Below are 13,559 nucleotides of genomic sequence, written 5' to 3'. Positions count from 1 at the left end.
GGATGTCGATCAGTTGGGGGGGCCTGGCGGACCGAGGAGCATTTGCAGAAACCAGACAAAAAAACCGTAACCACCGACTATCGCCACCGATAACAGTGGAAACAGAACAATGATCAGGAAATAGAACAGGCGAGTTTCTTTGCGAACTCGCCGGGTAGAATCATCCACTGACGGCATGGTCAGCGCTCCTGCCAAACGTTGAGAAGAGCCTAGATGGCTTGTTCGGCAGGTTCCATGATTTAGATCAATGGCAGGGGATTTAGCGCTTTAAACAGGAACAATAAGCACTGGAGAATCATTAACACTTAGAAAAAGTTTTATTTCAAAAAGCCCTCAACGTTCAAGTTTGCCTATTTCATATTCACGCAACTTGTTGGCAATCGTTGTGTGAGAGACACCCAGCCGCTTGCCGAGCAATCGGCTGCTGGCATGTTCCGAATAAAGCCGTTCCAGCACCGCTTTTTCAAAGCGCCCGACAATTTCATCCAGCCCGCCTTCGAGCGAAAAATCACCCAATGGCTGACGCACGCCGTAATCCGGCAAACGAATATGCTCGGCCTTGACCGTGCCGCCGTCGCACAGGGAAACCGCCTGGAACAGCACGTTCTCCAGTTGCCGGACGTTGCCCGGCCAGTGGTAGTGGCTGAGCCGCTCCATGGCCGCCGGGGCGAGTTTCGGCAACGGGCATCCGATCTGCCGACTGGCCTGATCGAGGAAGTGCTCCACCAGCGGCGTCAAACCGTCGAGGCATTCGCGCAGCGGCGGGATGTGCAGGGACAACACATTCAAGCGGTGATAGAGGTCCTGGCGGAACTCGCCGCGCGCGCACAATTCGGACAGGTCGACCTGGGTCGCGCAGATCACTCGCACGTCGAGGTAAACCTCCTCGTCGCTGCCGACACGACGGAAGCAGCCGTCCTGCAAAAAGCGCAGCAATTTCACCTGCAAGCGCGGGCTCATTTCCCCGACGCCATCGAGAAACAGCGTACCGCCCGCCGTCAGTTCCAGCAGCCCGAGCTTGCCTTCGGCCCGTGCCCCTTCAAAGGCACCGGGGCCATAACCGAACAATTCCGTCTCGGCCATGGACTCCGGCAGCCCGGCACAATTGAGCGCCATCAACGGCGACTGCCCGCGCGGACTGGCCAGGTGGCAGGCCCGCGCCAGCAACTCTTTGCCGGTACCGGTTTCGCCTTCTATCAATAGCGGCGCATCCAGCGGCGCCATGCGCCGCGCTTCGCGCACCACCGCGGCCATCACTTTCGAGCTCTGGAAGATGCTGTCAAAGCCACGCAGTTCTTGCTTGCGCACGTTGTAGATGCGCTCACCCACCCGGTCGGCGCGGTGCAGCGTCAGCACAGCACCGGCCATGGCCTCGCTGTCGTCGTGCTCCGACTGCAAGGGCGCGATGTCGGCCAGGAACACGTCACCCTTGACCTTGACCCGCAGCCCGTTGATTCGCGACTTGTTGGCGCGCACCAGTTCCGGCAAATCGAAATCCTCGGCGTAGCGCGACAGGGGAATACCCGGCACCTCGTCGACCCGCACACCCAGCAACTGCGCCGCTGCCCGGTTGGCCGCGACGATGGAACCGCCCATGTCGATCGACAGCACCGGAAACTCCAGCGCACCGAGCAGGGCATTGAGTTCCATGTGCCGACGCTCGCTGGGCATCAGCCCTACACGCTTGACGCCGAAGACCCCGGCAATCGCTTCGAATTTCGGACGCAAGGCCTGGAACTGAATGTTGATCAGGTTCGGGCAATGCAGGTAGATGGCGTTGCCATGCTCACCCCCCACCTCGCCGCGGGCCACGTTGATCCCGTACTCCACCAGCAGGTTGAGAATGTCGCGCAGGATGCCGATGCGGTTCTGGCAGTGGACTTTGATACGCATGAAAAAGGCCTGAAAAGCAGTGATTGTGGTGGATGCCTGGAATGCACCCTGTGGGAGCGAGCCTGCTCGCGAAAGCGGTGTATCAGTCGACATATCTATCAACTGGAAGGCCGTCTTCGCGAGCAGGCTCGCTCCCACAGTGTTATTGCAGCGCCCTGGACGAATTTTTCTGCCAAGGCGCTCAGATAGTCGTCAAGATTATGTGACAGCCAGCGCGCTTTTCAAACCTGCAAATCCCACAACCTGCGCGACAGCAGCCAATACGTAACGAAAACTTTACGATTCTTGAGAGTTTTTCCTGCTCGATGTGCCGATCACCTGCTGCAATGCCGCAAACCTTGGGGTATTTCTAAGTCCATAGCAGTACATAACAAGAACGAAATCCCCTAGCAGGAGAGCAGTATGAAGCAGACGCAATACGTGGCTCGCGAGCCCGATGCGCAAGGTTTTATCGACTACCCCGCCGAAGAACACGCGGTGTGGAACACGCTGATCACTCGCCAACTGAAAGTGATCGAAGGGCGTGCGTGCCAGGAGTACCTGGACGGTATCGAAAAACTCGGTCTGCCCCACGACCGCATTCCTCAACTCGGCGAAATCAACAAGGTCCTCGGTGAAACCACCGGCTGGCAGGTTGCCCGGGTTCCCGCACTGATTCCCTTCCAGACCTTTTTTGAATTGCTGGCCAGCAAACAGTTTCCGGTGGCGACTTTTATTCGTACCCGTGAAGAACTGGACTACCTGCAAGAGCCAGACATTTTCCACGAGATCTTCGGTCACTGCCCGCTGCTGACCAACCCCTGGTTCGCTGAATTCACCCACACCTACGGCAAGCTCGGCCTCAAGGCGTCCAAGGAAGAACGCGTGTACCTGGCGCGCCTGTACTGGATGACCATCGAATTCGGCCTGGTCGATACCCCGCAAGGCCAGCGCATCTACGGCGGCGGCATCCTGTCCTCACCGAAAGAGACCGTCTACTGCCTGTCGAACGAGCCTGAACACCAAGCCTTCGACCCGCTGGAATGCATGCGCACGCCGTACCGCATCGACATCCTGCAACCCCTGTATTTCGTTCTGCCGAACCTCAAGCGCCTGTTCGACCTGGCCCACGAAGACATCATGGGCATGGTCAAGCAAGCGATGCAGATGGGTCTGCACACGCCGAAATTTCCCCCAAAGGCCGCGTGAACCGCGACTTTTGCTGACAAGTGAGTCTGTCAGTCACCGTCGCTTTGGTTTAGCGTGACGGCACTGTCGACCGATATAAAAACACTCGATTACAGGAAACACACCATGTCCACTTTGAACCAAGCCCATTGCGAAGCCTGCCGCGCCGACGCCCCACAAGTCAGCGACGAAGAACTGCCGATCCTGATCAAGCAGATCCCGGACTGGAACATCGAAGTACGCGACAGCATCATGCAGCTGGAAAAGGTCTTCCTGTTCAAGAACTTCAAGCACGCCCTGGCGTTCACCAACGCCGTCGGCGAGATCTCCGAGGCTGAAGGCCATCACCCAGGCCTGCTGACCGAGTGGGGCAAAGTGACCGTGACCTGGTGGAGCCACTCGATCAAGGGCCTGCACCGCAACGACTTCATCATGGCCGCGCGCACTGACGAAGTAGCCAAGGATGCTGAGGGGCGCAAGTAATGCACTTCGACGCCATCGGCCGAGTGCCCGGCGACCCGATTCTGGGCTTGATGGAGGCCTACGCGCAGGACCCGAACCCGCGCAAGTTCGATCTGGGCGTGGGTGTCTACAAGGACGCCCAGGGCCTGACGCCGATTCTCGAGTCGGTGAAACTTGCCGAGCAGCGCCTGGTGGACGGCCAGTCCACCAAGACCTACATCGGTGGTCACGGCGAACCGGCGTTCGGCAAGGCGATCAATGAGCTGGTGCTAGGCGCCGACTCGAAGCTGATCAGCGCACAACGCGCCGGCGCCACCCAGACTCCGGGCGGCACCGGGGCCTTGCGCCTGAGTGCGGACTTCATCGCCCAGTGCCTGCCGGGGCGCGGCGTCTGGTTGAGCAACCCGACCTGGCCGATCCACGAAAGCATTTTCGCGGCCGCCAAGGTCAAGGTCAGCCATTACCCCTACGTCGGCAGCGACAACCGTCTGGACGTCGACGGCATGCTGGCAGTGCTCAACGAAGCGCCCAAGGGTGACGTGGTGTTGCTGCACGCCTGCTGCCACAACCCGACCGGTTTCGATCTGTCCCACGACGACTGGCAGAGGGTGCTGGAGGTAGTACGCAAGCGCGAATTGCTGCCACTGATCGACTTTGCGTATCAAGGATTCGGCGATGGCCTGGAGCAGGATGCCTGGTCGACCCGGCTGTTCGCCGCCGAGTTGCCGGAACTGCTGATCACCAGCTCTTGCTCGAAGAATTTCGGCCTCTACCGCGACCGCACCGGCGCGCTGATTGTCTGCGCGAAAAGCGCCGACAAGCTCACCGATATCCGCAGCCAGCTGGCCAACATCGCCCGCAACCTGTGGTCGACGCCGCCAGATCACGGTGCGGCTGTGGTCGCGACCATCCTCGGCGACCCGGAGTTGAAAAACCTCTGGGCTGATGAGGTGGAAGGGATGCGCCTGCGTATCGCCCAACTGCGCAGCGGTCTGGTGGAAGCACTGGAGCCTCACGGTTTGCGCGAGCACTTTGCGCACATTGGCGTGCAACGCGGGATGTTTTCCTACACCGGTTTGACGCCGGATCAGGTCAAGCAACTGCGCGAGCATCACAGCGTCTACATGGTCAACTCCGGCCGCGCCAACGTCGCAGGCATCGATGCCACGCGCCTGGATCTGCTGGCCGAGGCGATTGCCGCAGTCTGCAAATAACACCACCAAACCCTGTGGGAGCGAGCTTGCTCGCGATGAGGCCATAACATTCAACATCTCTGTTGACTGTCAGGCCGCTATCGCGAGCAAGCTCGCTCCCACATTTGTTTTGTGTCGCTCTTCCAGTCATGTCTAGACAACCCCATCCGTCGAAACAAATGGATATAAAAGTCCGTTTGTCATTTTCAGTGCTGTATCCTGCCCAGGCTTTTTCAAAGCGCGGATCTACCAGATCTATCAACAGACTTAGCGAGGAGCGCAACCATGCACGAGATTCCTAATCTCCCCTTCCCAAGCCTGCACGTACCTGAGCAGACGACCACGCAACAAGCCGGTGCCCAACAGCCCGAGCCGAAAGAAGCCACTGACCGCCGCCAGGCTGACAGCGAAGACTGAAACACCCGCCGTACAGACCGTGTGGAAAGCGCTAACATGCGCTTTCCACACTGCCTGAAACGCGAGCCCGCACCATGACCGATGAACTCAGCGAAACCTTTGATGAAAAGCAGGCCAGCGTCCTGATTGGCACCGCCGAAAAAATGATCGAGATCTGGAATCGCCTCTCCCCCGAAAAACAAGCCGCCTTGCTCGCCCGTTTCGGCACCCAGGAAAATGCGCTGGCGGCCCTGGTCACTACGCAACTGGTTGCTCCCGTCAAAGCTGAATGACGCCGCCCGGCAAATAGTTTTACTTTTTCACAACCAACGACCGTCCACACCGCTATCATAAGCAGCCTATCTATCCTGCTTTACCGTGGACCCTTTCCCCATGCCTGAAAACCAGCGCCCCCTGGCGGTCACGCTGCAAGTCGTTTCCATCGTCCTTTTCACCTTCATCGGCTACCTGAACATCGGCATTCCCCTGGCCGTATTGCCCGGTTACGTCCACAGCGACCTGGGCTTCGGCGCGGTGGTCGCGGGCCTGGTGATCAGCGTGCAATACCTGGCCACCCTGCTCAGCCGCCCCTATGCCGGGAAGATCATCGACAACAAGGGCAGCAAACTGGCGGTGATGTATGGCCTGGCCGGTTGCGGCCTGAGCGGCGTGTTCATGTTGATCTCGGCCTGGACCCAGAGCCTGCCGACCTTGAGCCTGATCAGCCTGTTGATCGGCCGTCTGGTTCTCGGCAGCGCGGAAAGCCTGGTGGGCTCGGGTTCGATTGGCTGGGGTATCGGCCGGGTCGGCGCGGCGAACACGGCCAAGGTCATCTCCTGGAACGGTATCGCCAGCTACGGCGCACTGGCCGTCGGTGCGCCCTTGGGTGTGTTGATCGTCCATCAACTGGGTTTGTGGAGCATGGGCGTGAGCATTGTGCTGCTGGCCGTGCTCGGCCTGCTGCTGGCCTGGCCGAAAACCGCCGCGCCGATCGTTGCCGGTGAGCGCCTGCCGTTCATGCATGTGCTCGGGCGTGTCTTCCCCCACGGCTGTGGCCTGGCCCTGGGCTCCATCGGCTTTGGCACCATCGCCACCTTCATCACCCTGTATTACGCCACGCAACACTGGGACAACGCAGTGCTGTGCCTGAGCCTGTTCGGCGCCAGCTTCATCGGCGCGCGCCTGCTGTTCGGCAACCTGATCAACCGTCTCGGCGGCTTTCGCGTCGCCATTGCCTGCCTGTCGGTGGAAACCCTGGGCTTGCTATTGCTGTGGCTGGCACCTGATGCGCATTGGGCATTGGCCGGCGCGGCACTGAGCGGCTTCGGCTTTTCGCTGGTGTTTCCGGCGCTCGGCGTGGAGGCGGTCAACCTGGTGCCCGCCTCAAGTCGTGGCGCAGCCGTTGGCGCTTATTCGCTGTTCATCGATTTATCGCTGGGGATCACCGGGCCACTGGCCGGGGCCATTGCGGCCGGGTTCGGTTTCGCTTCAATCTTCCTGTTTGCCGCCCTCGCCGCGTTGAGCGGATTGATACTGAGCCTTTACTTGTACCGGCAGGCACCGAAGCAACGCGAGGCGCGGGACGCCCGCTAGAAGTCGACCTTGCCGCGCCCGGCCTTGATGCTGCCGCGCTTGGTCTTGGATTCGAGGCGGCGCTTCTTTGAGCCGAGGGTCGGCTTGGTCGGGCGGCGCTTCTTTTCGACTTTGGTGGCGCTGAGGATCAGCTCGGTCAGTCGCTCCAGCGCGTCGGCACGGTTGGCTTCCTGCGTCCGATATTGCTGGGCCTTGATGATCAACACACCGTCGCTGGTGATGCGGCTGTCGCGCAGCGCCAGCAGGCGCTCCTTGTAGAACTCGGGCAAGGACGACGCCGGAATGTCGAAGCGCAGGTGCACGGCACTGGAGACCTTGTTGACGTTCTGCCCGCCCGCGCCCTGGGCGCGAATGGCCGTCAACTCGATCTCGGCATCCGGCAGATGCACATTGTTGGAAATCACCAGCATGGAAAAGCGTCCGTATTCAGAGGGTGCAGGATACCGCGAAAGGGTCGGACAAACGCGATCCCTGTGGGAGCGAGCTTGCTCGCGATAGCAGTGTGTCAGGCAACGATGATGTCGACTGACACGGCCTCATCGCGAGCAAGCTCGCTCCCACAGGGTTTAATGTCCTGCCATGAATTCGATATCCACAAAAAACCCGGCGCGTGGCCGGGTTTGTTGTTTTCGCGCGGAGTTACTTCACTGCCGCCTGCAACGCATGTTGTGCACTGCGCTTGTTCTTGATGCCGTAGCAGACCCACATGAACACGAGCCATACCGGAATTGCGTAGACCGATGTCTGGATCCCCGGAATCAACAGCATCACGCCGAGAATGAACAACACGAACGCCAGGCAGATGTAGTTGCCGTACGGGTACCACAGGGCCTTGAACAGCGGCGTCTGCTTGGTCTTGTTCATGTGCTGGCGGAACTTGAAGTGCGAGTAACTGATCATCGCCCAGTTGATTACCAGGGTGGCAACAACCAGCGACATCAGCAGTTCCAGCGCGCTGTGCGGGATCAGGTAGTTCAGCAGCACCGCGATCAGGGTCACGGCGGCCGAGGCCAGGATCGAACGCACCGGCACGCCGCGCTTGTCGATCTTCGCCAGGCCTTTCGGCGCATCGCCCTGCTCGGCCATGCCCAGCAGCATGCGGCTGTTGCAGTAGGTGCCGCTGTTGTACACCGACAACGCCGCAGTCAGGACCACGAAGTTGAGGATGTGCGCCGCGGTGTTGCTGCCCAGCATCGAGAACACTTGCACGAACGGGCTGCCGCTGTAGGAATCACCGGAGGCGTTCAGGGTGGCCAGCAAGCTGTCCCACGGGGTCAACGACAGCAGGATTACCAAGGCACCGATGTAGAAAATCAGGATCCGGTAGATCACCTGGTTGATCGCTTTCGGGATCACGGTTTTCGGCTTGTCGGCTTCGGCGGCGGTGAAACCGAGCATTTCCAGACCACCGAAGGAAAACATGATGAACGCCATGGCCATCACCAGACCGCTGACACCGTTCGGGAAGAAGCCACCGTGGGACCACAGGTTGCTCACCGCCGCTTGCGGGCCGCCATTGCCGCTGACCAGCAGGTAGCTGCCCAGGGCAATCATGCCGACGATCGCCACGACCTTGATGATCGCGAACCAGAACTCGGCCTCGCCAAACACTTTGACGTTGGCCAGGTTGATGAGGTTGATCAGCACGAAGAAGCCCGCTGCGGAGACCCAGGTCGGGATGTCCGGCGCCCAGTAGTGGATGTACTTGCCGACCGCGGTCAGCTCCGACATGCCCACCAGGATGTACAGAATCCAGCAGTTCCAGCCCGACAGGAAACCGGCAAAGCCGCCCCAGTACTTGTGGGCGAAGTGGCTGAAGGAGCCGGCTACCGGATCTTCGACGATCATTTCGCCCAGTTGGCGCATGATCATGAAAGCAATGAAGCCGCAGATGGCGTAGCCGAGGATCATCGACGGGCCGGCGGACTTGAGTACCCCGGCCGAGCCGAGGAACAGACCGGTACCGATCGCGCCACCTAAGGCAATCAATTGAATGTGGCGATTTTTCAGGCCGCGTTTCAGCTCGCCTGATTGCGGGTTTTGTCCACTCATGAAAAGGGTCTCACGCAAGGTTTGATGATGTTCAGTAGACGTTGCTGCTCAAGAAAGGCGTTAAGCGGCACCGATCAAACCCCAGCGCAGGCACCAGGAGTTCAGCGTATTTACAACGGTCATGCGTCACCTGTTTGTTTTTATCTGTGACGAAATCGAACCCGACACGCTCGTGACGCGGCGGAGTGAACAAGGCGGATAGCCTTGAGGGTTGCGCAGATGCGCAGGAGGTCACAGGTAAAACGCGGCGCATTGTACACCTGTAACCCCCTGCTGCCAGACCCGCTGGACAAGCGTGTCTATGGCCGGGATTGCCTGTGTCCGCCCCGGGAGGCCCGGGCGGCTGCAAAAAATGGGTCAGATCCTTGCGGATCATCGACGGGAAAGGCAGGAAAACCGCCTCTCGCAGAGAGATGGAGATGGAATACGGCGTTCATTGCGCCTCCTTTTTGTTATGCACCTGCACGACAGGCATGGCGCGCATGACACCCTGCATGGAGCGGTGAAACAAGCGGGCCAGAGCGCGGGGAGAAGGACACAAGGCAATAGCGCGTAAGTATTTTCTTACGACATTCGAGAAATGGCGATTTCACGGGGTTAATCCGTGTATTTCGTCAGCATTTCTTTACAGCGCGTAAACCCGGGTTTCCAGATTGGAGTGCTCAGTGCGGCGACTGACGCCATCGCGAGCAAGCTCGCTCCCACAGGGAAATGAGTTTGCTCGGAGAATCGCGATCAAAATGTGGGAGCGAGCTTGCTCGCGATGGCGTCCTCAAAAACGATACGGACATGAATCCAGACGAAAAAAAAACGCCAACCCGAAGGTTGGCGTTTTTTACTTGTCGCTTGCAGCTTGAAGCTTACCGCTGCCTCACTCCGGCTTGCGACGACCAAAGCCCGGACGCTGGCCGGAACCGGCCGGTGCGCCACGGCGCTTGCCCGATGGCGTGTCACCGTCGACCAGCTTGATCCCCGGACGCTTCGGCGCCGGCTTGGCCGGGCGCTTGGTGTCGGCCGGGCGATCGGCTACCGGCGTACCACGACCTTCGCCACGCTCGGCACGGCCATTGGCCGGACGTGGCGTGCGTGGACCGCGTTCGCCGTCCTGGCGCGCAGCAGGCTTGCGCCCTGGACGCTCGCCTTCGATCTGCGGCTCGCGGCTGGCACGTGGAGCAACAGGAGCAGCAGCCCCCCCAGCGGCTGGACGCAGGGTACGCACACGCTCGGTCTTGGCCATCGGACGCGACGACTTGCGCTGCATACGGTCAAGCTTGTCTTTGCTCTTGGCGTTCATCTGCGGCATCGCGACCGGCGTCAGGCCGACCTCGGCACTCAGAATGTCGACTTCGTACTGGCTCATTTCGCGCCAGCGGCCCATCGGCAGGTCGGAGTTGAGGAACACCGGACCGAAACGCACGCGCTTCAGACGGCTGACCACCAGGCCCTGGGATTCCCACAGGCGACGAACTTCGCGGTTACGACCTTCCATCACCACGCAGTGGTACCAGTGGTTGAAACCTTCGCCGCCTGGCGCCTGCTTGATATCGGTGAACTTGGCCGGGCCATCTTCAAGGACAACACCCGCCTTCAGACGCTCGATCATCTCGTCATCGACTTCGCCACGCACACGTACCGCGTATTCACGGTCCATTTCGTAGGAAGGGTGCATCAGGCGGTTGGCCAGCTCACCGTCGGTGGTGAACATCAGCAGACCGGTGGTGTTGATGTCCAGACGACCGATGTTGATCCAGCGACCTTCTTTCGGACGCGGCATCTTGTCAAACACGGTCGGACGGCCTTCCGGATCGACACGGGTGCAGATTTCGCCGTCGGGTTTGTTGTACATGATCACGCGGCGCACCGATTCGGCGGCCTCTTCACGCTTGATCACCTTGCCATCGATGGTGATGGCGTCGTGCATGTCGACGCGCTGGCCAAGGGTGGCGTCTTTGCCGTTGACCTTGATGCGGCCGTGGCTGATCCAGGCTTCCACGTCACGGCGCGAGCCAACGCCGATACGGGCGAGGACTTTTTGCAGTTTTTCGCCTGCTGGGCCGATCGGCTGGTCGTCTTGCTGGTCTTTGATACTCATCTGGGCACCTCCCGGTGTGGTCTGAAATCTGGGTACTTTGGCGAAGGGATCGCCGAAGGGTCGCGAATCATACGCGCATGCGGACGATTGCGCATCAGAGACTAGCTGATCAAGGCAAGGTTATTGGTTTTTCCGCTGACCGGTGACACGCAACTTGCTTGCGAACACATCCCCCCTGTGGGAGCGAGCTTGCTCGCGATGACGGAGGCATATCCGACATCGAAGCGACTGACCTGCCGCCATCGCGAGCAAGCTCGCTCCCACAGTGAATCTCCATTGCTCATGAGACTCGCATCAGTCCTCGAACTGGCGGCGTTCTGCTTCGATAGCTTGAGCCAGGGCGAGGGCTTCAGCCTCTTCGTCGGACAGTTCGGGCTCGGGTTTCGGTGGTTCGAGGGCGGCAACGGCGGCCAGGAGTTTTTCCCGGGCTTCGGCCACGCCGAGGATATCGTCTTCCTGCTCCGGTTCCATTTCCGGCTCAGGCTCAGGCTCGATGTCGGGCTGTTCCGAATCAAACTCAGTCACCGCGCCATCACGCAACAGGTCATCGAAGTCGGTCTTGATCCCCTCCTCCATGCTGTCCAGCTCCAGCAACAGCGTGTGGAAACTGGTTTCTTCCTTCGGCTCTTCCGGTTCCGCGCTGGCGTCGGCCAACTCTTGCAACCCGGCGGGTACGGGGGCGTCGTCGAAATCGAGCACCGGGTCCGGTTCCAGCTCGCGCAGTTCCGCCAGCGGTGGCAAGTCGTCGAGGTTTTTCAGGTTGAAGTGATCGAGAAACGCCTTGGTGGTGGCGAACATCGCCGGTTTGCCGGGTACGTCGCGGTAGCCGACGATGCGGATCCACTCACGCTCCATCAAAGTCTTGACGATGTTGCTGTTGACCGCCACGCCCCGCACGTCTTCGATTTCGCCGCGGGTGATCGGCTGGCGATAGGCGATCAGGGCCATGGTTTCGAGCATGGCGCGCGAATAGCGCTGCGGGCGCTCCTCCCACAGACGCCCGACCCACGGCGCAAATTTCTCGCGAATTTGCAGGCGATACCCCGAGGCCACCTCCTTGAGTTCAAACGCGCGGCCATCGCAAGACTTGGCGAGAATCGTCAGGGCCTTCTTGAAGACCGGTGGCTCCGGGCGCTCGCCCTCCTCGAAGAGCTCGAACAGGCTTTCCAGGGATTGCGGCTTTCCCGAGGCCAACAGAAAGGCTTCAAGCAAGGGTGCCAGGTCACGGGGTTCAGTCAGGTTCATGTTTCGACTCGTTATTCGGCTCGGGCTCGCACGTGGATCGCGGCAAATGGCTCATTCTGCACCAGCTCGACCAGGGATTCCTTGACCAGTTCAAGGATCGCCATAAAGGTCACCACCACGCCAAGGCGCCCTTCTTCAGCGGTGAACAGCTCGACAAACGGCACGAAACCGCCGCCCTTGAGGCGCTCCAGCACATCGCTCATGCGCTCGCGGGTAGACAGCGCCTCGCGGCTGACCTGATGGCTTTCGAACATGTCGCCACGGCGCAACACTTCGGCCATGGACAACAGCAACTCGGACAGGCGCACGTCCGGCAACAACTTGCGTGCCCGGGCTTCCGGGGCGTCGAGCTTGGGCACCACCACGTCGCGACCGACGCGGCTCAGGCCATCGATGCCTTCGGCGGCGGCCTTGAAACGCTCGTATTCCTGCAAGCGGCGGATCAGTTCGGCGCGCGGGTCGTCCTCTTCGTCTTCGACGGTTTCGGCCCGCGGCAGCAGCATCCGCGACTTGATCTCGGCCAGCATCGCGGCCATCACCAGGTACTCGGCGGCCAGTTCCAGGCGCACCGACTGCATCAACTCGACGTAGCCCATGTACTGGCGGGTGATTTCCGCCACCGGGATGTCGAGGATATTGATGTTCTGTTTGCGGATCAGGTACAGCAGCAGGTCGAGGGGGCCTTCGAAGGCCTCGAGGAAGACCTCGAGGGCATCCGGCGGGATGTACAGGTCCAGCGGCATTTCCATGACCGCCTGGCCATAGACCATGGCGAAGGGCAGTTCCTGCTGGGCTCCGGCCTGACTGTCGACGGGTTCTACTGCGGACATCTAGGCCTCGACCATGAACGGCGCAGGGTCGCCGCAACCGACGCGGATGACTTCCGGTTCGCCGTCGGCGAGGTTGATCACGGTGGACGCCTTGATCCCGCCAAAGCCGCCATCGATGATCAGGTCGACCTGGTGTTCGAGCAACTGGCGCATTTCATGGGGGTCATACATCGGGTCGGTTTCACCGGGCATGATCAGACTCACGCTCATCAACGGTTCGCCGAGCTGTTCCAGCAGCGCCAGGGCAATCGGATGGCTTGGCACCCGCAGGCCAATGGTGCGTTTTTTCGGGTGCAGCAACAGTCGCGGCACTTCGCGGGTGGCGTTGAGAATGAAGGTGTACGGCCCCGGCAAGTGGGCCTTGAGCAAGCGGAAAGTGCCGGTGTCGATCTTGGCGAACAGGCCCAGTTGCGACAGGTCACAGCAAATCAGCGCGAAATTGTGCTTTTCATCCAGCCCGCGCAAACGTCGCACGCGCTCCACAGCCACCTTGTCGCCGATCTGGCAACCAATGGCGTAGGAAGAGTCTGTGGGATAAATCACCACCCCGCCCTTGCGGATGATCTCGACGGCCTGTTTGATCAGGCGCGCTTGCGGGTTTTCCGGATGAATCTGGAAAAATTGACTCACATTCTC

14 protein-coding genes are annotated in these 13,559 nt (G+C 60.3%); 6 read left to right on the top strand and 8 right to left on the bottom strand.

The genetic code is table 11. The features are described 5' to 3' along the window. Window positions 1-9 precede the first annotated feature (9 nt). Together KW838_RS16810 and KW838_RS16805 are read right to left on the bottom strand one after the other, a co-directional pair. Complete coding sequence (locus KW838_RS16810) at window positions 10-177, bottom strand: periplasmic nitrate reductase, NapE protein (protein ID WP_218475398.1); 168 nt, start codon at window positions 175-177, stop codon at window positions 10-12. 156 nt (window positions 178-333) lie between these two features. Further along, window positions 334-1,893, bottom strand: a complete 1,560-nt coding sequence (locus KW838_RS16805; RefSeq protein ID WP_095945466.1) for a sigma-54-dependent transcriptional regulator — start codon at window positions 1,891-1,893, stop codon at window positions 334-336. 402 nt (window positions 1,894-2,295) lie between these two features. On the opposite strand from KW838_RS16805, the gene phhA reads away from it, so the two are divergent. The 6 genes from phhA (at window position 2,296) to KW838_RS16780 (ending at window position 6,704) form a co-directional block, all read left to right on the top strand. Beyond that, window positions 2,296-3,081 (top strand): phenylalanine 4-monooxygenase, encoded by a 786-nt coding sequence (gene phhA, locus KW838_RS16800; RefSeq protein ID WP_008001807.1) that lies wholly within the window; start codon window positions 2,296-2,298, stop codon window positions 3,079-3,081. Window positions 3,082-3,186: 105 nt separating this feature from the next. After that, the gene (locus KW838_RS16795) at window positions 3,187-3,543 is read left to right on the top strand and encodes a 4a-hydroxytetrahydrobiopterin dehydratase (protein WP_007975310.1); all 357 of its coding nucleotides are present in this window, start codon (window positions 3,187-3,189) and stop codon (window positions 3,541-3,543) included. Further along, window positions 3,543-4,736, top strand: coding sequence for an amino acid aminotransferase (locus KW838_RS16790; RefSeq protein ID WP_218501833.1), 1,194 nt, complete (start codon window positions 3,543-3,545; stop codon window positions 4,734-4,736). Before KW838_RS16795 ends, KW838_RS16790 begins: the two co-directional genes overlap by 1 nt. Window positions 4,737-5,000: 264 nt before the next feature. Continuing rightward, window positions 5,001-5,132, top strand: coding sequence for a hypothetical protein (locus KW838_RS29540; RefSeq protein WP_015096286.1), 132 nt, complete (start codon window positions 5,001-5,003; stop codon window positions 5,130-5,132). 74 nt (window positions 5,133-5,206) lie between these two features. After that, entirely contained in the window at window positions 5,207-5,404 is a 198-nt protein-coding gene (locus tag KW838_RS16785) for a hypothetical protein (protein WP_102699463.1), read from the top strand. A gap of 100 nt (window positions 5,405-5,504) precedes the next feature. Continuing rightward, a complete protein-coding gene (locus tag KW838_RS16780; protein WP_007975306.1) occupies window positions 5,505-6,704 on the top strand; it encodes an MFS transporter in 1,200 nt (399 codons plus the stop codon). Here the strand turns inward: KW838_RS16780 and arfB are convergent. From arfB to KW838_RS16750, 6 genes are all read right to left on the bottom strand, one after another. Continuing rightward, window positions 6,701-7,114: an alternative ribosome rescue aminoacyl-tRNA hydrolase ArfB gene (arfB, locus tag KW838_RS16775; protein ID WP_003222786.1), complete on the bottom strand. Its 414-nt coding sequence runs from the start codon at window positions 7,112-7,114 to the stop codon at window positions 6,701-6,703. The genes KW838_RS16780 and arfB overlap by 4 nt on opposite strands. A gap of 229 nt (window positions 7,115-7,343) precedes the next feature. After that, a complete protein-coding gene (locus tag KW838_RS16770) occupies window positions 7,344-8,756 on the bottom strand; it encodes an amino acid permease (protein ID WP_102699469.1) in 1,413 nt (470 codons plus the stop codon). A gap of 871 nt (window positions 8,757-9,627) precedes the next feature. Next, complete coding sequence (rluB, locus tag KW838_RS16765) at window positions 9,628-10,848, bottom strand: 23S rRNA pseudouridine(2605) synthase RluB (RefSeq protein ID WP_218501831.1); 1,221 nt, start codon at window positions 10,846-10,848, stop codon at window positions 9,628-9,630. Window positions 10,849-11,142: 294 nt separating this feature from the next. Beyond that, window positions 11,143-12,093 (bottom strand): SMC-Scp complex subunit ScpB, encoded by a 951-nt coding sequence (gene scpB, locus KW838_RS16760; protein ID WP_218501829.1) that lies wholly within the window; start codon window positions 12,091-12,093, stop codon window positions 11,143-11,145. Window positions 12,094-12,104: 11 nt separating this feature from the next. After that, window positions 12,105-12,863, bottom strand: a complete 759-nt coding sequence (locus KW838_RS16755) for a ScpA family protein (protein ID WP_173862173.1) — start codon at window positions 12,861-12,863, stop codon at window positions 12,105-12,107. 60 nt (window positions 12,864-12,923) lie between these two features. Continuing rightward, entirely contained in the window at window positions 12,924-13,553 is a 630-nt protein-coding gene (locus KW838_RS16750; protein ID WP_033047950.1) for an L-threonylcarbamoyladenylate synthase, read from the bottom strand. Between the last annotated feature and the right edge of the window lie 6 nt (window positions 13,554-13,559).

It is taken from the genome of Pseudomonas sp. PDM27 (genome assembly GCF_019219205.1).
In the GTDB taxonomy this organism is placed as follows: Bacteria; Pseudomonadota; Gammaproteobacteria; order Pseudomonadales; family Pseudomonadaceae; genus Aquipseudomonas; species Aquipseudomonas laurylsulfatiphila.
The sequence above is the reverse complement of the archived record's forward strand: the minus strand, read 5'-3'. Positions and strand labels throughout refer to the sequence as shown.